29 protein-coding genes are annotated in these 24179 nt (G+C 50.1%); 7 read left to right on the top strand and 22 right to left on the bottom strand.

The window, feature by feature from the left end; all coding sequences use genetic code 11:
• Positions 1–40: 40 nt before the first annotated feature.
• The 5 genes from FWE06_02880 to rplU form a co-directional block, all read right to left on the bottom strand.
• Positions 41–757: a YebC/PmpR family DNA-binding transcriptional regulator gene (locus FWE06_02880; GenBank protein ID MCL2546127.1), complete on the bottom strand. Its 717-nt coding sequence runs from the start codon at positions 755–757 to the stop codon at positions 41–43.
• A gap of 127 nt (positions 758–884) precedes the next feature.
• Positions 885–2183: a GTPase ObgE gene (gene obgE, locus FWE06_02875; protein ID MCL2546126.1), complete on the bottom strand. Its 1299-nt coding sequence runs from the start codon at positions 2181–2183 to the stop codon at positions 885–887.
• Between the two features lie 150 nt (positions 2184–2333).
• The gene (rpmA, locus tag FWE06_02870) at positions 2334–2612 is read right to left on the bottom strand and encodes a 50S ribosomal protein L27 (protein ID MCL2546125.1); all 279 of its coding nucleotides are present in this window, start codon (positions 2610–2612) and stop codon (positions 2334–2336) included.
• Positions 2609–2935 (bottom strand): ribosomal-processing cysteine protease Prp, encoded by a 327-nt coding sequence (locus FWE06_02865; GenBank protein ID MCL2546124.1) that lies wholly within the window; start codon positions 2933–2935, stop codon positions 2609–2611. Before FWE06_02865 ends, rpmA begins: the two co-directional genes overlap by 4 nt.
• A complete protein-coding gene (rplU, locus tag FWE06_02860) occupies positions 2932–3243 on the bottom strand; it encodes a 50S ribosomal protein L21 (protein MCL2546123.1) in 312 nt (103 codons plus the stop codon). Before rplU ends, FWE06_02865 begins: the two co-directional genes overlap by 4 nt.
• Positions 3244–3456: 213 nt before the next feature.
• Here rplU and FWE06_02855 point away from each other — a divergent pair, with 213 nt between their 5' ends.
• Positions 3457–3717, top strand: coding sequence for a hypothetical protein (locus FWE06_02855; GenBank protein ID MCL2546122.1), 261 nt, complete (start codon positions 3457–3459; stop codon positions 3715–3717).
• A 51-nt stretch (positions 3718–3768) separates the two neighbouring features.
• Here the strand turns inward: FWE06_02855 and FWE06_02850 are convergent, their stop codons facing one another.
• A complete protein-coding gene (locus tag FWE06_02850) occupies positions 3769–4320 on the bottom strand; it encodes a rubrerythrin family protein (protein MCL2546121.1) in 552 nt (183 codons plus the stop codon).
• Positions 4321–4465: 145 nt separating this feature from the next.
• Here FWE06_02850 and gpr point away from each other — a divergent pair, with 145 nt between their 5' ends.
• Together gpr and FWE06_02840 are read left to right on the top strand one after the other, a co-directional pair.
• Entirely contained in the window at positions 4466–5362 is an 897-nt protein-coding gene (gene gpr, locus FWE06_02845) for a GPR endopeptidase (protein MCL2546120.1), read from the top strand.
• Between the two features lie 182 nt (positions 5363–5544).
• Positions 5545–6798, top strand: a complete 1254-nt coding sequence (locus FWE06_02840) for a stage II sporulation protein P (GenBank protein MCL2546119.1) — start codon at positions 5545–5547, stop codon at positions 6796–6798.
• Here FWE06_02840 and FWE06_02835 read toward each other — a convergent pair.
• From FWE06_02835 to FWE06_02765, 15 genes are all read right to left on the bottom strand, one after another.
• Positions 6776–7186, bottom strand: coding sequence for a hypothetical protein (locus FWE06_02835; GenBank protein MCL2546118.1), 411 nt, complete (start codon positions 7184–7186; stop codon positions 6776–6778). The two genes, FWE06_02840 and FWE06_02835, sit on opposite strands and share 23 nt — an antisense overlap.
• 11 nt (positions 7187–7197) lie before the next feature.
• Positions 7198–7950 (bottom strand): cell wall-active antibiotics response protein, encoded by a 753-nt coding sequence (locus tag FWE06_02830; protein ID MCL2546117.1) that lies wholly within the window; start codon positions 7948–7950, stop codon positions 7198–7200.
• On the bottom strand, positions 7940–8104 hold the full coding sequence (locus FWE06_02825) for a hypothetical protein (GenBank protein MCL2546116.1): 165 nt from the start codon (positions 8102–8104) through the stop codon (positions 7940–7942). The genes FWE06_02830 and FWE06_02825 overlap by 11 nt, the downstream gene beginning before the upstream one ends.
• 2 nt (positions 8105–8106) lie before the next feature.
• Positions 8107–8559: a LytTR family transcriptional regulator gene (locus FWE06_02820; GenBank protein ID MCL2546115.1), complete on the bottom strand. Its 453-nt coding sequence runs from the start codon at positions 8557–8559 to the stop codon at positions 8107–8109.
• 107 nt (positions 8560–8666) lie between these two features.
• Positions 8667–10298: a phospho-sugar mutase gene (locus FWE06_02815; GenBank protein ID MCL2546114.1), complete on the bottom strand. Its 1632-nt coding sequence runs from the start codon at positions 10296–10298 to the stop codon at positions 8667–8669.
• Between the two features lie 62 nt (positions 10299–10360).
• Positions 10361–10618 carry a hypothetical protein gene (locus FWE06_02810; GenBank protein ID MCL2546113.1) on the bottom strand — a complete coding sequence of 86 codons (258 nt, stop codon included), beginning with the start codon at positions 10616–10618 and terminating at the stop codon, positions 10361–10363.
• 50 nt (positions 10619–10668) lie between these two features.
• Positions 10669–11088 carry a 23S rRNA (pseudouridine(1915)-N(3))-methyltransferase RlmH gene (locus FWE06_02805; GenBank protein MCL2546112.1) on the bottom strand — a complete coding sequence of 140 codons (420 nt, stop codon included), beginning with the start codon at positions 11086–11088 and terminating at the stop codon, positions 10669–10671.
• A complete protein-coding gene (locus FWE06_02800) occupies positions 11082–11846 on the bottom strand; it encodes an MBL fold metallo-hydrolase (GenBank protein MCL2546111.1) in 765 nt (254 codons plus the stop codon). The genes FWE06_02805 and FWE06_02800 overlap by 7 nt, the downstream gene beginning before the upstream one ends.
• Positions 11843–13141: a UDP-N-acetylglucosamine 1-carboxyvinyltransferase gene (gene murA / locus FWE06_02795; GenBank protein ID MCL2546110.1), complete on the bottom strand. Its 1299-nt coding sequence runs from the start codon at positions 13139–13141 to the stop codon at positions 11843–11845. Before murA ends, FWE06_02800 begins: the two co-directional genes overlap by 4 nt.
• Before the next feature lie 380 nt (positions 13142–13521).
• Positions 13522–14151, bottom strand: coding sequence for a TatD family nuclease-associated radical SAM protein (locus FWE06_02790; protein ID MCL2546109.1), 630 nt, complete (start codon positions 14149–14151; stop codon positions 13522–13524).
• A 47-nt stretch (positions 14152–14198) separates the two neighbouring features.
• Positions 14199–14603, bottom strand: coding sequence for a GNAT family N-acetyltransferase (locus tag FWE06_02785; GenBank protein MCL2546108.1), 405 nt, complete (start codon positions 14601–14603; stop codon positions 14199–14201).
• 51 nt (positions 14604–14654) lie between these two features.
• A complete protein-coding gene (locus tag FWE06_02780) occupies positions 14655–16328 on the bottom strand; it encodes a M3 family oligoendopeptidase (protein MCL2546107.1) in 1674 nt (557 codons plus the stop codon).
• Between the two features lie 104 nt (positions 16329–16432).
• Positions 16433–17203, bottom strand: coding sequence for an RNA methyltransferase (locus FWE06_02775; GenBank protein ID MCL2546106.1), 771 nt, complete (start codon positions 17201–17203; stop codon positions 16433–16435).
• 86 nt (positions 17204–17289) lie between these two features.
• The gene (locus FWE06_02770) at positions 17290–18498 is read right to left on the bottom strand and encodes an ABC transporter permease (protein ID MCL2546105.1); all 1209 of its coding nucleotides are present in this window, start codon (positions 18496–18498) and stop codon (positions 17290–17292) included.
• Positions 18495–19235, bottom strand: a complete 741-nt coding sequence (locus FWE06_02765) for an ATP-binding cassette domain-containing protein (GenBank protein ID MCL2546104.1) — start codon at positions 19233–19235, stop codon at positions 18495–18497. Before FWE06_02765 ends, FWE06_02770 begins: the two co-directional genes overlap by 4 nt.
• Positions 19236–19525: 290 nt before the next feature.
• On the opposite strand from FWE06_02765, the gene FWE06_02760 reads away from it, so the two are divergent.
• A complete protein-coding gene (locus FWE06_02760) occupies positions 19526–20227 on the top strand; it encodes a polyphosphate polymerase domain-containing protein (GenBank protein ID MCL2546103.1) in 702 nt (233 codons plus the stop codon).
• Positions 20224–20895 carry a DUF4956 domain-containing protein gene (locus FWE06_02755; GenBank protein ID MCL2546102.1) on the top strand — a complete coding sequence of 224 codons (672 nt, stop codon included), beginning with the start codon at positions 20224–20226 and terminating at the stop codon, positions 20893–20895. The genes FWE06_02760 and FWE06_02755 overlap by 4 nt, the downstream gene beginning before the upstream one ends.
• Before the next feature lie 124 nt (positions 20896–21019).
• On the opposite strand, the gene FWE06_02750 is transcribed toward FWE06_02755, so the two are convergent.
• Positions 21020–22693, bottom strand: coding sequence for an alpha-glucosidase (locus FWE06_02750; protein MCL2546101.1), 1674 nt, complete (start codon positions 22691–22693; stop codon positions 21020–21022).
• A 230-nt stretch (positions 22694–22923) separates the two neighbouring features.
• On the opposite strand from FWE06_02750, the gene FWE06_02745 reads away from it, so the two are divergent.
• Together FWE06_02745 and FWE06_02740 are read left to right on the top strand one after the other, a co-directional pair.
• The gene (locus tag FWE06_02745; protein MCL2546100.1) at positions 22924–23127 is read left to right on the top strand and encodes a DUF378 domain-containing protein; all 204 of its coding nucleotides are present in this window, start codon (positions 22924–22926) and stop codon (positions 23125–23127) included.
• Positions 23128–23334: 207 nt separating this feature from the next.
• A complete protein-coding gene (locus tag FWE06_02740; protein MCL2546099.1) occupies positions 23335–24150 on the top strand; it encodes a ParB/RepB/Spo0J family partition protein in 816 nt (271 codons plus the stop codon).
• The last annotated feature ends 29 nt before the right edge of the window (positions 24151–24179 follow it).

Raw genomic sequence — 24179 nt, 5'->3', positions numbered from 1 at the left:
CTTGGGGCGAAAATATTTGTTATTGTGGGAGTGATCATTCCTACACAGCCCAATTATGCCATACATCTTGCACGTCGTCATTGTCTTCCAGTGCGTCGAGCAATTTTTGCATTTTGGCTTTATCTTTTTCGTCGTCGATATTTGCCGTAGTTTGCGGTACTTTTTCAATTTGTGCACTGACAAAAGCATAGTTAGTCAACGCGTCGCGCACAATAGTGAAACGTTCGGGCGTTGTGGTGATTTGATAAACCTCGCCAAGTGTTTCGATGTCTTCTGCGCCGGCGTCAAGAACCGCGAGCATGAGTGCTTCTTCATCCACGCCATCGCGCTCAACAATGAGAATGCCCTTGGCGTCAAAAGACCATGCCACACAACCGGCCGCACCCATGTTTCCGCCGTACTTGTCGAAAGCGTGGCGAACTTCGGCAACGGTACGTACGCGGTTGTCGGTCAGTGTTTCAACAATGACGGCCACGCCACACGGGCCATAGCCCTCATACGTAATCGACTCGTAGTTGGTACTATTTTGATTGCCGGCAGCTTTATCGATGACGCGCTTGATGTTGTCATTAGGCACGTTGGCGGCACGGGCTTTGGCCATGACATCACGCAATTTGGCATTGGCGGACGGGTCGCCGCCGCCTTCGCGCACAGCTACGATAATTTCACGCGACAACTTGGTGAAGATCTTTGCCCGTTGGGCATCAGATTTGCCTTTGCGGTGCTTTATGTTGTTCCATTTAGAATGTCCTGCCATGGTGTTTTCTCCCACAAAGCAATTTTGCGGGAACCCCCTTTTTACTTCTATCGGCAACGCCACAAGCGCGATTGTGACTGCCGCGCAATTCCTTGCGGAATTGACCCCGAATTAGTCGGCGACAGCACTATATCTCATACACAAATTCAATATCATACACACTTATCGTATCGCCTTCTTGCACGCCTTGTTTTTCTAACATCTCGTAGATGCCGAAACGTTGCAGCGTACGGTTAAAGTACATGCGCGATTCATAGTCATCAAAATTGACGTTGGCGCAAAGATGTGACAACCAGATGCCGCTGAGCAGCCAAAGATCTTCACCCTCTTTGACAATTTCGGTGTCTTCGGGTGTGCCGAGCGACACGCCGGCAACCGCTGTTTGCGACTCATACATAGCAATGGGGGGTAGGTCACCAAGGGCTTCCATGGCAGCGGATACGAGTTCGCGCACCCCTTGCTGCGTGGCGGCACTGACGGGGAAGACTTGGTGTCCCATGGCTTGCATGGCTTGTATGAACTCATTTGGAATGCCTGGGTGCACGCCTTCTGCGGCGGGGATCAAATCTATTTTATTTGCCGCAATCAACTGCGGACGCGCTGCCAATTCAGGGCTGAAGGCTTGAAGTTCGGCCATGATAGCGTGATAGTCTTTCAACGGATCGCGGCCTTCGCTGCCCGATACGTCGATGACATGTATCAATAGGCGGCAGCGGTCAACATGGCGCAAGAAGTCATGCCCCAAACCATGCCCGTCAGCAGCACCCTCGATAAGGCCGGGGATATCGGCGAGGACAAAGCTTTGCTCTTCACGTACATGAACGACACCCAGGTGCGGCGTCAGCGTTGTGAAGTGATAGTTGGCAATCTTGGGCTTAGCCCCCGACACAACTGACAGCAGTGTTGATTTGCCCACGTTAGGGAAACCGACCAATCCGGCATCGGCCAGCATTTTCAGTTCTAAAATGACTTCGCACGACTGCCCAGGCAATCCGGCTTTGGCAAAGCGAGGCGCTTGCCGTGTCGGTGTGGCAAATTTTTTGTTGCCCCAGCCGCCGCGCCCGCCTTTGGCGAGCAAAAATTTCTCATTTTCGGGCAACAGGCTCATGTCCTGGATAACGAGCCGGCTCTCGGCATCGTAAATAACTGTGCCACGCGGTACGCGGATGACAATATCGTCACCGTCCTTGCCGTAAAACTTCTTGCCGCTACCCGGCGCACCGTTGCCGGCAGCGTAGTGACGTTTGTAATGGATGTCACGTAAGGTGCTGAGATGCCCGTCAACTTCAACGTAGACACTGCCGCCGCGTCCGCCATCGCCGCCGTCGGGGCCGCCGGCGGCAACGTATTTTTCACGGCGAAAACTGATCGACCCATCGCCACCTCGACCTGCTTTGATTGTAATTTTGACCTTATCAATAAACATGAGTAACCTCTCAATTATATGCTTATCGGCGAAGCGCACAGAGGCGCATCTCCTACATGGCGTCAATGTAAAATGCAGAACGCAGAGTTACGCGCCCGTAGACGGCGGCATCCCAATTCTGCATTCTGCATGATAAATTTATGTTAAAATTTATTCCGCGTAAACCGAGACTTTCTTGCGGTCACGTCCCATACGCTCAAAGCGCACACGACCACTTGTCAAGGCAAACAGCGTATCGTCACGCCCAATGCCTACATTGTTGCCCGGATGAATGCGTGTGCCGCGTTGGCGCACCAGGATATTGCCTGCCAGTACCATTTGTCCGTCGGCGCGCTTGGGGCCGAGGCGCTTAGATTCAGAGTCACGACCGTTTTTGGTCGAGCCAACGCCCTTCTTATGGGCGAAAAATTGTAAACTAATATTCATCATAGTAATTTGACCTCCTGAACTGAAATAAAATCAGTATATTCTTCTTGCCACGATTTGGCGACCACCATCAGCGCGTGTAATGGCAATTGCGCTTTTGTAATGGCTTCTTTATTGCCGACTTTGATCATAATGCGCGCTGTCTCTTCGTCAACTGACATGTCGGCATCGGTTTCCAGCATATACAGCTGGCAATCGACCATCTGCACTAACGCACTGATGCCGGCGCATACAATGTCTTCGCCCGACTCGGCGTACCCCGCATGGCCCTCGACGGACACGGCGATGATGTCATCGCCACGCAGGCTGAATGTCAGCGTTGTCACGGTGCGATGGTTTCGATTTGCACTTTCGAATACTGCTGGCGATGCCCTTGCTTGCGGCGATAGCCTTTCCGGCGCTTCATCTTATAGACGACGACTTTGCGCTGTTTGCCGTTTTTGATGAGTTTGCCCGTTACTTTTGAGCCTTTGAGCGTCGGTGCACCTGCTGTAATGCCGTCACCGTCGATGATGGCAAGCACTCGATCAAACGTGACTGTTTCGCCCTCTTCAGCCCCCAATGTTTCGACATAAACGATGTCGCCTTCGCTGACGGTAAACTGCTTACCGCCGGTTTCAATGATTGCTTTCATGTGTTCTTCCTCTCGAATGTTTTGTCAAGCCGCTCTTAGGGTGTGTATGCGGGCAAACACCGTTCACCGCTACATCTTGTGTAACCCGTTTGACGCGATACAGAGAAGTATAGCATGTGAGGCTGGTAAAGTCAAGCATTTTTTTTGGATAATCGGCGAAATTTTGCAAAGACTGTGTTATGGAGCACAACGCTCCGCGATAAGGAGAGCCCTATGTCTGTCATCATTGCCAATTTTGAGGATGCCGATACTGCTGAGTGGGCGCTGCGCAATTTGCGCGATACAGGCGTGGCGGTCAACGCCATGCAAGTTTTGCCCCGTCAACCACAACGGCCGACGGGATTGTTTCCTTATATCTTTAACGACATTTACAGCACCGAAGTTACCATGAAAATTGATGTCGCGCCGCAGGATGCACGCCGCGCCAAAGCTTATTTGGTGAGCAAACACGCTTCACAAATAACCTCTTTATAAGGGATGCGCGAAAAAGGGCGGGTTGCCCCGCCCTTACGATGTTCAATACTCTTAATAGTTATCTGCGTACGCCTCAAAATATGCTTTGGGGTGGGCACAAACGGGGCATATGTCTGGCGCAACATCGACTTTGTGCGAATGGCCGCAATTGCGGCAAACCCATAAGATATCGTTATCGCGGGTAAACACACCGCCGGTTTTGACGCGTTCGAGCAATTTATTATATCGCGCTTCGTGCTGGGCTTCAATTTTTGCCACCATTGTAAACAGCGATGCAATCTTATCAAAGCCCTCTTCGGCGGCTTCTTCAGCGAATGTTTTATACATGTCGGTCCACTCATACCGCTCACCCGCGGCGGCCGCCGCCAAGTTTTTATCGGTACTCTCAATTTCGCCGCCTTCGAGCAGCTTGAACCAAATTTTAGCGTGCTCCCGCTCGTTGTCAGCCGTCGCGGTAAAGATGGCGGCAATTTGCTCATAGCCTTCTTTCTTGGCCTTGCTTGCATAATAGGTGTACTTGTTGCGCGCCATGCTCTCACCGGCAAACGCCTCGTGCAAATTCTTTTCAGTCTTTGTACCTTTCAAGTCTTTTACGTCTTTCATAGTAGCCTCCTTTTTAGATTTGAACTTCATTGGCGGCGCGTTCGCAGCATTTTTCACGGCAAAACTCATGCGCTCGCTTTCAGTATTATTATATCACGCCTGCCTACCAAAGTACAACCCCTAATTTGTATAAAGGAGATTTTTTATGCCGCAAATCCGCACCGATCTTGCCGTTGAGTCGCACGAACTATGGCAGGAGCAACAATCAACTGCGCTTGAAGGTGTTGACATTTCGGACAGTCACGCCTTTGATTGTGATGTTCACACCGTTCGTATTCTCGATGAGCGCGGTGAAAGGGCGTTGGGCAAGCCCGCCGGACAGTATGTTACCATTGAGCTACCGTCACTGCGCAGGCATGATGCGCAGGCTTTTGACAACAGCACCTACGCCGCAGCGCAACACATCACACAGCTTCTTCCTTCCAATGCCACGGCGGTACTGATTGTTGGATTGGGCAACAAGAACATTACGCCCGACGCCGTCGGGCCGCTTGCTGTCGAAAGTACTGTGGTGACACGGCACTTAGTGCAGAAATATCCCGAACATTTTGGGGCGCTGCGGCCGGTTTCGGCGTTAAGTCCCGGCGTATTGGCATCAACGGGCATGGAGAGTGCCGATGTTATTCGTGGCGTTGTTGACAGCATGCATCCCGATTGTCTGCTGGTCGTTGACGCACTGGCCAGCCGTAAGTTATCGCGACTTTGCCGGACGGTGCAGATTTGCGACACCGGCATTGTGCCCGGCTCGGGCGTTGGCAATGCACGGGCAGCATTGAATGCGCAGACACTGGGCGTACCGGTTATTGCCGTCGGCATTCCGACTGTTGTTGATGCAGCAACGCTGGCCGCCGATCTACTTGAAGAAGCAGGACAAGGGGAAGTTGACCCGCAGGCGCTTAACGATTACGGCGGCAGCTTAATCGTCACGCCCAAGGATATTGATGCATTGGTTAAAGAAGTGGCGCGGGTGGTGGGATATGGTATTAGTTTGGCCTTGCATAAAGAGTTTACGTTAGCCGATGTCAGGGGATTTTTGGCATAGCGCTGCCGCAGGCAACCGTTAAATAACTTTGAAGCCATAAAGGCGCAGCCATGCAGCACGCAATGCGCTTTCCCTCTCGGAGCGACCAGGTTATGCACCCTACAAGCATATCCGCGAGGACAGGCGCATATAGTCGTAGGGGCGAACTGTGTTCGCTCTTACAAGAACAAAGGAGAACATGTATGCAACCTCACCGACCCTACACGCTACCAAAACAACGAGCAAACGGTGTCCACCCTTATATACAGCGAATCATTTTTCCCATAACTGTGCTGACTTTCTTGACAGCAATATTGTACATATTATTGACTGGCAACGTTTCGCTCAATACGCCAGCTCGGCGAACAAGTCTCTTTCAAGCCTCCATTGCCTCACAGAGCGCACTTTTTGCACCACCACGCCTTGAAGCCCGACATGCCATTGCTTGGCAGTCGGCGGCGTTGGGGCGATGGCTGAATTTTAATACAGTATACGTAGAAGACGACGGACAACCGCCGGCAGCGAACCTTGATGTGCCGAATGATACAGGCAGTGTGCCGATCCCGGCGCATACCGCAACGGCTGTGGATGGTATTGCGCCCTCTGTCTTCCCCGTGCTTATGCCACAGCTTGATTTTCCGCCGTTTGAGCCCGATCGGCGGGCTTATCGTGTGCGTGAAGGATCATTTATTCCGGCCAACGCCAACGGTTTTGTAACTTACGGCGATGTCTTTGTCCGCAATGGCACTTCTTATGATATTGACGTCGAACTGCTGCTCAATGCGCCGCTCAACCTCAATTTGCAGCGCAATCAACCGCAGGTTTTGCTTATTCATACACATACGACCGAAGCATTTTTCCCCAATGAACAAAATTGGTACGTTCCGACTGATGTGGAGCGTACCGATGATGCGAACTTTAATGTTGTGCGCATCGGCGACGAATTGGCGCGAGTGCTGACGGCACACGGGTTTAACGTACTGCACGACCGTACGATCTATGATTTCCCAACATTTGCCGGCGCATATAGCCGCGCATTAGAGAGCATCGAAAGCTATATTGAGCGCTATCCAAGCATAGCTATTGTTATTGACATTCACCGGGATTCAATTATGCGCGACGATGGTACAATTTATAGTGCTGTGACAAAATATAATGGGGAAAATCACGCGCAGATGATGTTTGTGATGGGCAGCAGCGGCAGTGGGCAGCCATTTCCGCATTGGCGCGAAAATCTGGCTTTTGCCGCACAGCTGCAACAGGCAGTATTGGCGCGTGTCCCGAACAGTATGCGCCCAATTTTGATGCGCAACGGGCGATTTAATCAACATGCCACGACAGGCTCACTGTTGCTTGAGGTTGGCAGTTCGGGCAACTGTTTGAGCGAGGCCATTCGTGCCGTGCGAATTTTTGGTGAAGAAATGGCAGGCGTTCTCAGTCCTCTTCTGCCTCAATGATGATTTCATCTTTATCGCCTGTTTCGTCGGCATCAAAGCTTATGTTAACGCCGGCGATATCGAAAAAGGTGTGTTTACGCTTGCCGAACAGCATCCTAAACCCAATACTCAACAATAACATGACACCAAAAATCGTCCAGATGCTCAGACGCACATCCGTTGCGTTGTAAATGGGTTCGCGGTACAGCCATGTCAACCAACCGGCGAAGAAGAAAGCACTGCCCCATTCACGGCGAATGGCTTTATAGATAAATCCGACGCCTAACAAGACCGTGAGGACAATAGAGAGCGGGCTCATGGGCAGCGGCTGTACAACAATGTTGATAATGATTAATGCAGCGGCAGCGATAGCGATAAGTCCCCAAAAGATGTTGGTTTGTTTTTTCATGATATGACCCCTTACACAATATTGACCTCTACACCGCCGAATTGATTGCGCCCGACAATTGTCAGTGTCGGTGCGCCTTCCTTCCACGGCTGATTTGGTGTTTCCAAGCCGCCACAAAAGCTGTTTGCCTTAGTAACAATATTCCAGCCATGAGGCACATAAATTTCTACACCGCCGAATTTGTTTTCGATGGCAACCGTCGCGCCATCGGGCGCCAGCGTTGCCTGCTCCAAATGCACTTCTATGCCGCTAAATTTATTGATAATGCCAACATAAGACAAGTTGTCCGACGTAACAAACTTGGTGCTGCCACTGAAACTTTCCTTAAAATACACACGCTCGCCGGGGGCGTTTTCATCGCTCGATGACCCTACATTGCCGATGATGACGTCATCGTCGTCGCTGAAATCAACATTTACGTCCCAGTTACTAAAAATACCTTGCTTGCCCTTCCCTTTACCAAACAGGAAGCGAAACCCCACTGCCAACAAAAGCGCTACGCCAACCAGCGGCCAGAAGCGAACCACGATGCCGGTATGCTCATAGATTAAATCGCGGTATACCCATGTCAGCGCGCCTAAACAGAAGAACATGCCGAACCACTCGCGGTATGCCGTATGGTAGATAACGCCACCACCAAATAATACGGTAAGAATAATGGTCCAAAATCCGAATTCGACGATGCCGATGATATTCAAGATAACTACGGCAGCTGTCGCGAGGAAGATTAACCCCAGTATGATATTATTCTGTTTACTTTTCATATTTCCCACTCCTTTTTGTTCGCCGGCGCGGCTTGATTGTTCCGCCCATGCCTTGAAACAGAATGGCCAGGCGCATATCCCGTCGCTCGTGCTCATGCATGGCACGCTGCTTAACCATGGCAAGTTCTTGGTAAGCGCCAAAAGTCATTCTCATTGTTACCCTCTCCTTTGGCTTAGTTTTTGCTTCAATTCCTTAAAATAGAACCGTGATACATGGACTTCTTTGTTTGAACCGGCAAACTGGATAGTGTTTGATGATACACTTTTGGTCAGCGATAATATCCGCGCCGTATTGGCGATGGTTGATTTGCTGATGCGCAGAAATTCCGGCGGCAGCATACTTTCGAGCTGATAGAGTCGATAATTAACCTTGAACAGATCCTTTGCCGTATGGGCGTACACTGTTTCCCCCTGGGTTTCGAAGTACAGGATGTCACGACTAATCAGGTAAAACTCCTGCTCGCCTTTGGTATACACGATGGCAGGTCGTTCGTCGAGCATTGCCTCAATGGCTTGGCAGTGACGACGAATGTTTTCATCAAGACTATGGCAGCGCAGAATAATTTCCTCATCTTCTGCCAAGTCTATGTATTCGATGCGAAACCTCAAATGAGCGACCTCCTTCCTGTGATTGCAGTATGGCGCAATTTCAGTGAAATTGCAAGCGTTTTTAGGTAAGTGGTTAGAAAAAGACGGCGAGTTGCCGTCTTTTATATTTATCCTGCTAATTGTTTCGCCCAAACTACATATGTTTCAATCTCTTGATGCGATGACAGAATATATACTTTGACTTTTGGCTCAGTGCCGGAGGGGCGCACGAGGATTGTCGTGCCGTCGGCTAGCTCGAATTGTAATACGTTTGAGGGCGGCAGGCCATTGATGCCGTTATTGTAGTCAATTTTTTCCTTAACTGCCGCAGCGGCAATGCATTGTGGCGGGTTGCGGCGCAGGTTGTGCATCAAGTCTCTCATTTTGGTTAAGCCGTCGACGCCGGGCATGACTAGATTAACTGTCTCTTCGCGATAATTGCCGTATTGCGCGTATAATGCCGCCAAGCCATCGGCCAGCGTCATATCTTGCGCAGCATACCAGTGCGCCATTTCAACAATGAGCAGTGACGCCGTCACGGCGTCTTTATCGCGGCAGAAATCGCCTGTCATATATCCAAAAGATTCTTCGAACCCGAGCAACAAACTATGGGTATCGGCGTGCTGCTCCATCACGCTGGCGATGTACTTAAAGCCGGTAAAGGTGCGGAATAGCGGCACGTCATGCGCTTTGCAGATGACATCAATCATGCGCGTACTGACGATGGTTGTAATGACGCAAGGCATTTGTTCGGTTTCCTTGGACGTGTTTTTTATTAAGTAATCGGCCAGCATGACGCCAATCTGATTTCCGGACAGGGCTTTGTATTTTTCACCCTCTCTTACAATTACACCGACTCTATCGGCATCTGGGTCGGTCCCAATGATGACGTCAATGCCCTCCACTTTGGCTTGCTCAATAGCCAGCGCAAAGCCTTCGATGTTTTCAGGGTTGGGCGATTTGACGGTCGGGAACGTACCGTCGGGTATCGATTGCTCAGGTACAAGTTGCACTTGCGTGTAACCCGCCTCGCGCAAAACTTGCGGTACAAGGCGGTAGCCGGCACCGTGGAATGGTGTGTAGAGAAGGCTGAGTTGCTTGTCCGGCGGTGTTGCGCGCTTGCGCTGTGCCAGCACACAGTCCAGGAACAATCTGTCGGTTTCTTGGCCCAGTATTGTGAGTAAATCCGCATTTTGGCACTCGACATGACGCGCCGAGTTTTCCAAAACATCCAGCCCTGCCATAACATCAGCCATTTGCGCGGCGTGGGCGGTGGGCAATTGCGCGCCGTCGCGCCAGTAAACTTTATAGCCGTTATATTCACGCGGATTGTGCGATGCCGTAATATTGATACCGGCCATCGCACCGTAATGCCGAATGGCAAACGACACTTGCGGCGTGGGGCAAAGCTCGGAAAATAGCTTGACGGCAATGCCGTTGTTGGCCAGCACGGACGCGGCGGCGTGAGCGAATTCTTTACTATTTTCACGACAGTCATAACCGATGACAACCACCGGGCTCTCCTCTTTTTCCCGCAACACCAAATCGGCTAATGCCTGCGTGGCATGGCGCACGATGTGCACATTCATGGCGTGCAGGCCAATGTCCATCACGCCGCGCAACCCTGCCGTGCCAAATGACAACGGCGCGAAAAAGAGTGCTTCAATTTGTTTATCATTCAAGCCTTGCAAATAAGCGCGTTCATCGGCGGTGAGAGTGGGGGAGGTTAGCCAATGGCGGTAGTTTTTTTGGTATGTCATGTACAACAAGCACCTCCTGTTATTTTCGCCTGCGGAAGCGGCCAAGCACCCGCCTCTATGCATTATTCCTCATCGTCTTCAAACACCGGCGGCGCGGCGAGAATATCTTTTGCCTCTTGCAACTTGTCCGCTGACACGTAGACATCAAAGCCAAAACGGTTTTGCATCGACTGTCCGAGCAAGATTTGCGTAATGCCATTGTTATCAGCCGGCATGGCATAGGTATCAATATCACATGAGTTGAGCAACGCGCAGAGTGAGTCGACTTCCAGGTTTGTGTTGTCCATAGTGGTGAGCAGCGCCATATTTTCATGTTTCATGCTTATTCTCCTTGTTTCGTAGGAGCCGCGCAGGCGCGGCATCCTCTACATTATTTATGATACTTCTTTCCGATGCGAATCATACAGGCACGGTAAATCTGCTCTAACAACAGCACCCGCGCCATGGCATGCGTAAATGTCATACGTGACAGTGACAATGCTTCATTCGCCCGTGCCAAGTCCTTCGGAAACAGGCCGTCTGAGCCGCCGATTAAAAAGCGCAGCTTGCTGTGCGCTTCGCCGACTGACCAAAATTCACGGCTAAAATCGTAACTTGTTTGCGTCTTGCCTTCGGGCGTTAGCGCGATGGTATATATACGATCATCGGGGATATTTATCGGCTTACCTTCGGGCTGTTCGATTACTGTAAGTTTACAATATGGCAATAATCGCTTTGCGTATTCGGCGCAAGCGGCTTGATAGTGTGTTTCTTTGATACGTCCGGCGCAGATGATTTCGATGTTTAGCATAACGTAACTAACTCACAGCATTCCGTCCGCGGCGCGACTTGTACTTGCACATCCCGCCCGACAACGATACCGTCGTGCGCCAACCGTGCCGTCGTTGTTTGATACGCCCGCTCGGGCGTATTATTTTCTTTAGACAAGTGCATCAACACAAGGTTCTGCAGACCTTTTTTGACGCAATGTGCCACAGCGTCGGCGCAATCGTCATTGGACAAATGCCCATGATAGCCGGCAATACGTTTTTTTAAGAACCACGGATAGTGCCCGTTGATGAGCATGTCGTGGTCGTAATTCGATTCCAAAAATACTGTTGGCGCGCTTGTCAGCACATCCAGTACATCAGATGACATGTGTCCCAAATCTGTCACTTGCACCATTGTTTTTTCGCCGTCTTGCAATAGAAATCCAGTGCTTTCGGCACAGTCATGTGGCGTAGCGAACAGACTGACTTGTACATCGTTGATTTCGAAAATTTGCCCCGGCATAACAGCAATCGGGCGATTTGACAGTCGCTTCGATGTGCCGCTTGAGGCGTAAACAGGTACACTTTCAGATATGTACGGCAGCGACCGCGTATGGTCACCATGGGCGTGGCTGATGACAATGCCGGACAAGTCTTCCGGTGCCAGCGAAAAGGCGGCCAAATTGCGCTTTAATGTACGGATGCCCAATCCGGCGTCGAGCAAAATGTGCGTCCTGCCGTTAGAAAACAGCGTTGCGTTGCCGGCACTGCTGCTGGCGAGAGTGACGGCAAAGGTCACGCAGTCACCACGGTCAACGTCGGCTCTTCAGGTTCTTCAGCGCGTTGGATATTGGCGCCGAGCGCTTGCAGCTTTCCCACCAAATCCTCATAGCCACGCTCAATTTGAAAAACGTCAGTCACGGTTGTCGTGCCCCACGCCGCAAGGCCGGCAATGACTGCCGCTGCACCAGCCCGCAAGTCGCATGCCTGCACCGGCGCGCCGGACAGACGTTTAACACCCTCGATAACGGCAACACGACCATCGATTTTAACATCGGCACCCATGCGCCGCAATTCGTTGACATAGCGAAAGCGATTTTCCCACACGCGCTCGGCAATCATTGATGTGCCCTCTGCAATGGTCAGCAGCGCACCCATCTGCGGATGCATATCAGTTGGAAATCCGGGGTAGGGCATGGTTTTTATCGACGTTGCTGTCAACGGGGTTTCGCCGTCACGCCGCACAGTTAATGTGTCATCGCCTTCTTCGATTTCAACGCCCATTTCAAGCAACTTGACACTGATACACTCCAAATGCTTGGGAATGACGTTGAGCAATGTAATTTCACCGCCGGTTGCCGCTGCAGCAGCCATATACGTTCCCGCCTCAATTTGGTCAGGTATGATAGCATAATCACGGGCGTACAGCTCTTTTTTGCCATGGATTTTGATGACATCGGTACCAGCGCCGCGAATTTCAGCACCGCAGAAGTTAAGGAAATTGGCCAAGTCGACAATATGCGGTTCTTTGCCCGCCGCTTCAATAACGGTCGTGCCCTCGGCAAGCGCCGCAGCCAACATAATGTTAATCGTCGCGCCAACCGATGCGTTGTCAAGGTAAACCGTACTGCCGGTCAATTGACCGGCACATTCAGCGATAATCGCGCCGCCGCGTACATCACAAGTTGCACCAAGGGCCTGAAACCCTTTGAGGTGCTGATCAATAGGGCGTACACCAAAGTCGCAGCCACCCGGCATGGCGACATCGGCTTTGCCGAAGCGACCTAAACAAGCGCCGACTAAATAATAGCTCGCCCGAATGCGCCGTGCCAACTCATACGGCACGTTACAGCAATCGGCACTGTCTGAATTGAATTCGTAACAATTGTTGTTGATTTTTTTAACCGTCACACCCATGGCGCGGAGCAGGTCGATGAGGATGCAAACGTCATGCACGTTTGGTACGTTGTCGAGCCGATACGTGCCCCGCACGAGTACTGCAGCGGGAATAATGGCAAGTGCAGCATTTTTTGCACCGCTGATGGACACAGTGCCGCTCAACGGCCGGCCGCCCTCTATTGTATAATGAATCACGTGGTTCCCTCTCTCTTGTGTTTTCTTTCATGAAAAGAATATGCATTAAGTAGTATACCACGTTTTTTTGAGAAATTCAACGGTTGTGTCAAGTTTGTAACTATTATTTTCAGAAATGCTGCTTTTACATATGAATCGGTAAACATTTGCAGGCTATGGGATACAGGGCGTTGCATCCACTACATGACGTTTGATGTAGACAATGGCTAGAATTCATGGTTTCGAAACATTTTCGCTTACTTTACAATAATCCCGCAAAGGATTACAACGCGCATTGTGCCGCAATGCTTTGTGGAATTCAAGGCAAATCATCGGATTGTTAAAAATGCCGTCATATCAAGAGTAATTCAAGTTTTCCACAGGGTTATCCACAGACGGAATTATGTCAAATTGCCGACAGTATTATCAGAATCGGCATGATAGGGCCGAACGCGAAAGGTAACATCTAGACGTTCTGCAATCAGTCGGCACTGTTGTAATTGTTCTTCCGGCAATACATCAACAACACTTAGTACAACCGTCGGCACATATTGCTTAGCGCGCCGCGCGAAATCGAGCAAGCCGTCAAAAGCGCAGTCATAGACCGGCCTCATATGACGTTCATATGCCGCACCGTCAGGGCGGTTGAGCGAAATGGACAACACATCAATCAGGCCTTGCATGTCCGGTGTGACGTCATGTCCGGCAATCAGGTTGGCATGTCCGTTGGTGTTGATACGAATCGGTAGGCGGGGATGACACGCCTTTACATCACGCGCAACACCTAAAATAACATCTAACCGCAGTGTTGGCTCGCCGAATCCGCAGAAAATCAGTTCATCGTATTGCATCAAGTCGTATTTTGCCAAATCGTCGAGAATTTCCTGCAACGTCGGTTCACGCTCCAACCACAAACTGCCAGAATTGCCGACACGGTCGATGCTGTTTCGCTCGCAAAAATCGCAATCGCAGGTGCATCGATTGGTTAGATTGACATATAGTCCATTGTGAACTGTGTAGGTGATGGTCATGGTTTTCTCCAATCATAGCATAGGGGGGGCGTGCTTTCGCATGCTTACTAGGTGCAGAGTGAAGTAATCTTCATTGGTACACTTCTATCATTATGAATAAAACCGCATTTTTGATAGAATCCTGTTTCCTCTTTGTATGCAATCAGCACAATGCGCAGGTACGTCTCGTATTTTTCTGTAATTAGCTTAAGCAATTCTTTTCCAATGCCTTTTCCTTGATATTCGGGGTTAACCAACAAATAATGAATATATGCAGTCATAACATTGTCATCTAAGGCACTCACAAGCCCAATAAGTTTATTACCGTCCCAAGCTGTGAACACTGAGCCGGAATTTCTCATCGCAACAGCTAACTTCTCAGGGTAGTGTCCCGACGACCACTCAACAGATAAGAATAGCTCTTGTAAGTCTGTGCTAACAAAATTTTTTGTGTCTTTGTAGGTTATGTTCATTGCCTACACCCCTTGTCGCTAATATAACTTCTCTGCGCCGCCAAGATGGTTTTATATTAGTTTAGATTTTGCCACAATCTCAGCCACTTTCTCCAATGTCGCGGTTTCAAACGGGTCGCTCAGTCCGGCACCTCGCGTTAAATCGATAAATGTCTGCGTACCTGCCAGCTCGACAAACGCCAAATATTTGCGCCAGGCTGCCTTGTGATCAGTCTGCGACTCGGCCCAAATCGACAGCGCGTTAGCTTGTGCCAGGCAGTAGTCAATGTAGTAGAACGGCCGGCTATAAATATGGCTCTGTGCTTGCCAGCGCCGCCCCTCGGCGTAAAATGGCACGTCAATGTCCAGCCACGGGCGATACTTGCTCTCCAACGCGCGCCAGACTTCGTTGCGCTCCTGCGGCGATAGTTTCGGCTGCTCATATATGATGTGCTGGAATTCGTCCACCATCACGCCATAGGGCAGGAACGTCAAGGCATTTTCCAAATGCGCTTGTTTAAATTTATCGGTTTGCGCGCCATAGAACAGGTGCATCCATGGCCATGTCAAAAACTCCATCGCCATTGAATGCACTTCGGCAGTATCGTAAGAGTATTCACGCTGCCCTGTCATGGGGTACTTAAATGACCGCCACGCCGCAAACGAATGTCCCGCTTCGTGCGTCAGCGTTTCGACATCGTCGCTTGTGCCGTTGAAATTGGCATAGATAAAGGGCAATTTATACTCGTGAATGGTGTAGCAAAACCCGCCGCCAGCTTTGTTTTTCTTGGCCAGCACATCAAATGCGTCTTTTGCAATCATAGCTTCCATCCATTCGTCCGTCTCTGCGCTAAGTTCGCGGTACATCTGCCGCCCATTGGCCAAAATCTCTTCGGGTGTGCCCAACGGCTTGGCGTTACCGTCGGGAAAGAGCACACCATCATCGTAAATTTTTAAGCTGTCAAGCCCAATACGCTGCGCCTGTTTGGCTTTCAACTCTGCCGCTAACGGCACAATGTGCGCTGCTACGGCATCGCGGAACTTTGCCACTTCGGCCGGCCCGTAACAATTGCGCTCCTGTCGGTCATAGCCCATGGCGATGTAGTTGTCGTGTCCCAGTTTTTGTGCCATCGCTGTTCGCAAAGCCACCAATTTATCGAAAGTCTCATCCAGCTCGACCGTCTGCTTGTTAAACCATTCGGCTCGTGCCAGCGTTGAGCAGCGGCGTACTTCACGGTCAGCATCAAGATGAAACGCGTCCAATTGCGCCAAATTGTACGTTTCTCCGTTGTATTCAATTTGCGCACTTGCCAACAATTTGGTATAGCTCGTATCGAGTCTGTTTTCCTCTTGCAAGTCTTCAACAATGGCGGACGAAAAAGCGCGTTGCTCAATTTCAACGTTCTTAAAAATCAATGCCCCAAATTCGCGCTCTAAGTCGGCACGGAAGGGCGTAGCCAACAGCTTGATATTGAATGCATGTAACAACTCCATCGCACGCGGAATCATTTCATCGTTGTATGCCTGTTCGTCTTCATAAAATTTGTCCGTCGTGTCCAAATGGTTGCGGATGTAGACAACGGCGATTGCCGCGTCGAACTGCTGCGCCAATTTGTCGTAAGCAACATAGACCTCACGCGCTTCGGCAGCTGAAACCGCACCGGCCAACCGCTCAGTCAAATCTTGCATCTGCGGCACGAGGGTTTCGTAGGTCAGTCGCTCGTAGGGGATTTGAGAAAATGTCATATATTAGCCTCCAATTCGTATAAGAGCAGCACTTTTCCGCCCTATGCTTTACGGTTGCGTCTAGTATACACTACAGCCATGCAATTGTAAACAATGCGCCAAACCTACACCTCGCGTACGGCGTCTCTTTGTCGCAGCTGCCGCATCACCTCGTATGCCAAAATACTCGTTGCCGAGGCTGCCGGTAAAGAATATCGAAATTCCCGCGCATACGGAATTTTCACAACAGTGCTGGCCGTCGACAGAAAGTCCATTGCTATCCCGCGTTTTTCACCACCAATAACCAATAGCATCGGCGCAGAAAATTGAGTCTCATATAAGTCTATAGCTTTATCAGTCGCATCGGCGCAAACGATGTCGATATTACGAAAACGTGCGGTGGAAGCCAATTCCGCCGCATCGTTATAGAGACAAATGGGCATGTATTCCGAAGCCCCTGCTGAGGCACGGACAATAATACTTTCCGCCGCGCCCCAGTCCCGCGCAGATAAAAACAAGCCGTTAACGCCCAGCGCATACAAAGACCGAATGCAATAGCCAACGTTAAACGGGTCTTCGATGCCTTCCAGCAGCACATAAAAGTGCGGCGTTGCCATGCTGTCAAATATGGTCTCAGCAGATTGAAATACCCGTTTTCCCGCCGTCGCGACAATACCGCCATTTGTTTTGCCGGCGGAAAGCTGTTTAATAAAATCCGGCGGAACGCATTGGACATGTATGCTATTCTCTTCCAGCACATTGAGAAAACAGTCAATCTTTCGGCTTTGCTTTTGTGTGCCGATGTAGACGGTGTGTATGGGGCGGCTCTTGGATTGAATGCAAGCTTGTATTGAGATGATGCCGTCAAGTATGATGTGATGCGGCATTGTTGTCATAATGGCTTATCTCCTATGATAAAAAATAGGCGGGCATGGGATGCCCGCCCCTATGTTTATATTTGTCACGCCTCTTGTACGGCGGATCACATCCTCAGCATAATCTCCTCTTTTTTGAACATGCGCGTTGTCACCCACAGCAGGACGAATAGGAAGACCGCCGAACTGGCCAGCGCAATACCAACCATGGCATAGTCGTGGAAGCCACCAAGCAGCATTTTCAGCGCGCCCGCGACGTTGACAAACGGCACATACATCATCCAGCGCGGCACATCGCCGGCCGCCATAAACATTGTGGCATAGGCGGGAATCATGGCGGCCACCATGACCATCGAGCCATAGGTGCTGGCTTCTTTCACATTCTTTGACCACGCTGACAGAATGACGTGGATGGCGGTAAAGCTCATCTGCACCGCAACGACAAGCAGCAAAGACAACAACAAAGCCGGAATAGGAATTTCCAACAACCCGCCAAAGCCACCGCCTTCGCCCATCATGGTGTCGGCATTGATGTAGAAGCCGAGGAACATACCGACTAAGGTGATAATCGTGGTCAAGAAGCCAATCATCGACACAGCCAAGAACTTGCCCGTCAAAATCGAGCCGCGCCCTGCGCGTGTTGTCAGCAACGGTTCCAATGTCTTGCGTTCTTTCTCGCCGGCAAACATGTCGACGGCCGAGGCCATGCTGCCCACTGCCAGCATAATCAACAGCAGCATCGGCACCATCATGGACAGGAAATCATTGGCTTCTCCCTCGGCGTCGCTGTACCGCTCGTTCGGCAATATCACAAGCGGTGACAAATCATCAAGCGAAACACCATGCTCGCTATACAGACGCTGCGCCACAACGATTTGGTTGTAAGCGTAAAGCGTTCCCTGCACCGTGGCAACACCAACTTGCGATGCCGTACGCGTGTTGTTGTACATCAACTGGATATCAGCCTGCTCGCCCGCCAGCAAGGCCGCGGCAGCATTGTCGTCCATACGCATCACAACGTTTACGTTGCCGTCGAGCAGGTCCTGCAGTGGGTCATCACTATCAACAACGTCAATCTCCTCAAAATCGGCAAAAACAGTGTCCGTCAAAAACGCTTGCACGGCAGGCGCGTTATTCATGCCGTAGAGTGCCACCGTCGCACCGGCTTGGTCAAATTGCGCCGCACCGCGACCCATAAACCAAAAGAGCAACGGGTATAGCACCAATGGCAGCAACATGCCGAGATAAACTGTCTTCTTGTCGCGGAAAGTGTCTTTCAGCTCTTTTCGCAAGACAACACCTGTGTATTTGCTCATGACGCCACCGCCTTTCTCTCATGACAAAGCTTGAAAAATACGTCTTTGAGCGTTTCGCAACCGTGCTGTTCGCACAATTCGGCAATGGTGCCGACACCTTGCAGCTTGCCTTGATCAATGATGCCGATACGATCGCAGACGCGCTCAACCATATCCAGATTATGATCGGACAGCACAATGGTTTTGCCAAGATCTTTACAATGCAGAATAAAATCTTCCACGCTCTGCCGTGCCGTAACATCAAGACCGATGGTCGGCTCGTCAAGCAGCATGACGTTGGGGTTGTGGATAATGGCGCGCGCAAATGCCGCCTTTTGGCGCGTACCTTTCGAGCATTTGCCTGCCCATTTTTTGAGATGTTCTGTAAAGTCGAGATGCTCTGCCAAGCGTTTAACGTGCGCCTCGGCATCCTCGGCTGGCATATCGTTGAGTTCAGCGAAATAGAGGATATTTTCGCGCAAGGTCAGCCTGTCATATAGCCCAACATCGCCGCCAAAGAGCAGACCCAGGCTGCGGCGCGTATCTTCAGGTTGTTTGACAATGTCGAAGCCCTCAACAGTAGCCGTGCCGCTTGTTGGCGACAGCATAGTAGCGAGCATACGCAGCGTGGTAGTCTTGCCCGCGCCGTTGGCACCCAGCAGACCAAAAACTTCACTATCATTGATAGTCAGCGACAAATTATCAACCGCCAATGTGCCCTTTTTGAATTGCTTGGTTAAGTTCGTAAGTTGAAGCATAGAGATATCCTTTCAAACCTATATTTTAGCCAATATATCCATATTACGGGAGGGACGAAGGAAGGGGATACTTTCAAGCGATTTTTTAACACTTTTTCTGCTTGCAAAATTGAAATAACCCGCTCCCACTATCCCATTAATTTAATTATATAACGTTCTTTTCGGGAGCACCCCACCGCATTTGGCTTGGCAGCGCATTATATCATACTCTTTCACCATTTGTAAATACATCTTGCAAAATTCTCCACAATGGTGTAAGATAGCAAATATACGCAAGGGGGTGAGCAGTTTTGGGCTTCCGCCATGAGTTCAAGACCATTATCAATGAAAGTGATGTCGTTACCATACGCCGTCGGCTCGAACCTGTGATGGCACGTGATGCCAATGCCGATCAAAGTGGCGGGTACTACATACGCAGCCTCTATTTTGAAAACGCGCAGATGAGCACTTTCCTCGACAAACTTGAAGGCGTTGCCGAGCGCGAGAAATACCGTTTGCGGCTATATAATTTCCAAGGCATGGTGTATTTGGAACGCAAAGAGAAAAAGGATAGCTACGTCAATAAAGAAGTCGCTGCACTAACACCGGAGGAATTGCGGCAAATTCTCGAAAATGATAGCCGCGCCTTGATGACCAGTGAAAAACAGCTGCTTCGCCGCTTTGAGCTGTCGCGCCGCCTGCAACTGCTGAAACCCGTACAGTTGGTTGATTATTACCGCGAGGCTTTCGTCAATCCGATGGGCAATGTACGCGTGACGCTCGACCAAAGGCTTCGCGCACCGTTTGGCATGTTTCCGCTAACCGAGCAGCATTTGTCCGCCATAGATGTCCTGCCGGACGGGCAGGCCATTTTGGAAGTCAAGTATGACGCTTTTATTCCCAAACACATCGGGCAAATGTTGAGGCTGGATGGCCGCCGCAGGCAAGCGACGTCGAAATTCATACTATGCTGTGCGGCGACACAGCGCATAAAGGAGAACTACACACTATGAACTTGCAAGGCTTTTTCGACATGCTGGCCGTCGGCTTCGACAATGACATCGGGGCAGGACAAATCGTTACGACGTTGCTACTGACTTTTGCGTTGTCTATCTACATCTTCTTTGTCTACCGCATCAGCAGTCGCGCGGTGTTATACAGCCGCAATTTTAACATTACGATGTCGGCGATGTCCGTTGTCGTAGCCATGGTGGTTATGGCGATTGGCAACAGTCCGGCGTTGTCGCTCGGCATGGTCGGTGCATTATCTATCGTACGTTTTCGTACCGCGATCAAAGATCCCATTGACTTGCTCTTCCTGTTCTGGTCAATTGCCGCCGGTTTGTGTATGGGTGCCGGCATGTACCGCTTGGCGTTTATCGGCAGCATCGCCGTCGCCGTGGTGCTGCTTGTGTTGAACCTACTGCCCATGGGCGGGCTCAGCTATCTGCTCGTTGTCGGCTGTGATGACGATCAGGCTGCCAAAGCTGCGCTGGCCGCCATGAACAAAGCCACCAAGCGCAACAAGCTGCGCTCGCGCAGCGTTACCGCTAAAGGCATTGAGCTGACTTATGAAGTCACGTTGATTGATAAAGAGGGTTCGCTCGTTAACGAACTGAACGAACTTGATGGTGTTAACCACGCGGCATTGGTGGCCTATGACGGAGAGTATGTTGTCTAGCGCGATGAGTTAGGCATCTATCGCCCTACAAAGGCAACTGCTACGAAGTCATCGGCCTCGCTAAACATAGTGAAACGCGAGAAGACATAGCAAAAAGGACGGCGATGCCGTCCTTTTTTTAACCCTACACTTCCAAGACCACTGCCTGGTACGGCGCAAGCACCACATCCTCACCAATATCATGCGTCACAAAATTCTCATAATTGTTCAGCAGTAATCGCCGAGCATTAAAAGGCAGCTTTACCACTTGCTCCTCGTGGCTGAAATTACAAATCACCGCAATATTCTCACCACGCTTATAAGCGATAATTTGGTCATACGCCAATAAAATCGGTGTAAGTCCGCCATTGACAAAGGTATCTTTATAGACCGGATTTTTACGTAAGTCGATCATGGCACGATAATGCCAGTAGACCGAGTTTTTATCCGCCATCTCTTTCGCCGCGTTGATTTCTTTGTACTTGGGATGTGTGGCTAACCACGGCGTACCTGCAGTAAAACCGCCGTTAGGCGAATCATCCCAGCTAAACGGCACACGGCCGTTATCGCGGCTGTAAATCGACACGGCATCAATGGCCTCTTCCGGCGTAAGGCCGTCGGCGATGGCAAGGGCGTAATGGTTTTTCGTGCTGATATCGTTGTAGTCGTCTATCGACGGCATACGCACGTTGGTCATGCCGATTTCCTGCCCCTGATAGATGAACGGAATGCCGCGCAGGAAGAAAAAGCAAGTACCCAGCATTTTGTCGGCCGTGGCGCAACGATATTGCTCGGGAATAAACTTCGCCGATGCCCGTGGGTAGTCGTGGTTCTCAAAATACACCGCACCCATGCCAATTTTCGCCGTTTCGATTTGTGAGGCGAACATCTTGTCACGCAGCAACGAAATTGGCCATTCACCGGCTTTTTTGCAGGTATGCCACGCGTGTCCGTAGTGGTATAGCTCGGAATAACTGAAATCAAACAACGTATCAAAGTAACCGTTGGCTCCAATATAATCTACTAAATCTTCATATGGCACGCCCGCCGCCTCGGCAACTGTCATGCATTCATATTTGTCAAACGTATTACGCCGCATGTCGAGCAGATAGTCGCCAATGCCGGGGTAGTTGCGTGTGGGAATATAGCAATCGACTAAACCATCATCGCCGTCAGGTGGCAAGGATGCCAACATCGGCTCTTTTTTGATGTGTGTGATCGCATCAATGCGGAAGCCACCGAGACCTTTGTCGAGCCAGTAATTAATCATGTCATATAGTTTTTGGCGCAGTTTGGGATTTTCCCAGTTTAAGTCGGGCTGTTTTTTGCTAAATAAATGTAAGTAATACCGCCCGCCGCCAACGTGTTCCCATGCCGAACCGCCAAACATTGAACGCCAGTTATTGGGCGGCTTGCCGTCGGTCGTCGTGCGAAACCAGAAGTAATCTGCTTCTTCGCAAGTCGGGTTAGCAAGGGCTTTTTGAAACCACTCATGCTCATCACTGCAATGATTGAGCACTAAGTCCATCAAAATTTTAATGCCACGCTTGCCGGCCTCTTCAAGCAGCTCATCAACATCTTCTTTGCAACCAAAAATTGGGTCGATGTCGTAGTAGTCGCTGATATCGTAGCCGCCATCGTCCATCGGCGACTTATAGAACGGGCAAATCCACACGATGTCGATACCCAAGCTCTTAATATAATCAAGCTTTGCCGTAATGCCTTTGATGTCGCCGGTACCGTCGCCATTGGCATCGTAAAAGCTGCGTGGATAGATTTGATAGGCAATTTTATCATGCCACCAGGTTTTATTTTTCATGTGAGCCTCCCAAAAGTGTTAACGTTCATTGTATTGCTCAGTATATCATTTCACAGCAAAAATTGCAAATTTGAAAATCATTTTTTTTTGCATAGTTTAATCTATTCGGCTGATACTAACTCACGGGCTAAATAAATTTTGAATCAACTTATCCCCAACCTGTACTAAGAAACGAAGTGTTAGAATGCATTTCTTTTTTCAGCATAACCAGGAAAGGAGTAAATTTCCCTATGGATAGATTGGCCTTAACACTCAGCATCATCGGCGCACTCAACTGGGGCAGTATTGGCCTGTTTCGATATGACCTGATTGCTGCGCTATTCGGCGGACAAACCGCCACCATCAGTCGTATTGTATATGCCATTATTGCATTAGCCGGTGTGTGGACCATTTCGCTGCTATTTCGCGAACGCACGAGGATGTTGGAAGAATAGAGTTTGCTGTATAGCAAACTCTGACAGCAGAGCAAAAACCGCCCGTAATTGAGCGGTTTTTTGCTCTGTTACTTCAATTTGATGCGGTAATGTAAAGCTTACCTCATCAAAACTTCCTATAAATCGACACAAACGTTCGACAACATTTTCAAGGTTTATGAAAACCCTTGCAGTATACTATGCTTGTCTATACATAGGAGGTACGGTATGCAACCGATTTTTAAGAAAAGTTTGCTTGACAGCCCTAAAGTACATTTTATTCCCATTGACCACATTGCTCCCAATCCTTCGCAACCGCGCCGTGTGTTTGACATGACGGCTCTGCGCGAGCTTGCTGATAGTATCCATCAATTCGGTATCATTCAACCGCTGTCCGTGCGGCGGCTTTCTCATCGCTACGAATTAGTTTCCGGTGAGCGGCGATTGCGCGGCGCGCGGCTGGCCGGTTTAAAAAAAGTGCCGTGCCTGCTGGTCGACATCAAAGATAGCGATTCCCCGCTGTTGGCTCTGATTGAAAATTTACAACGCCGCGATTTGGATTTTTTCGAGGAAGCTAAGGGCATTGCCTTTCTTATTGAAAGTTATGGACTATCGCAAGAACAGGCCGCGCTGCGATTGGGCAAATCACAGTCAGCGGTGGCCAATAAATTACGGTTGCTGCGCCATCCGCCCGATGTGGTGGCACTCCTCCGTGAGCATAACTTGACCGAACGTCACGCACGGGCATTGCTGCGCCTTGAAGATGTTGTTCAGCGCAAGGCCGTTCTTATTACCATCATTGAAAACGATTGGAATGTGGCACAAGCTGAACGGTATATCGACCGCCTTTTCCAGCAGAAGTCCGAACCGACGCAACGAAAGCCTCTTGTGCTGATTAAAGATGTGCGGCTGTTTTTTAATACCATTGACCGCGCATTGTCAATGATGCGCGCTGCCGGTGTGGCCGCCGATATCCACCGTGACGATACCGACGCTGATTTTGTGATGACCGTGCGAATCCCGAAAGGTGAGAGCAAATTATAGGGGATTGCTTTTTCACGACTTTGTCAAAT

This window comes from Oscillospiraceae bacterium, assembly GCA_009780275.1.
Taxonomy (GTDB): domain Bacteria; phylum Bacillota; class Clostridia; order Oscillospirales; family UBA929; genus WRAI01.
This window is presented reverse-complemented; position numbering and strand designations above follow the sequence as displayed.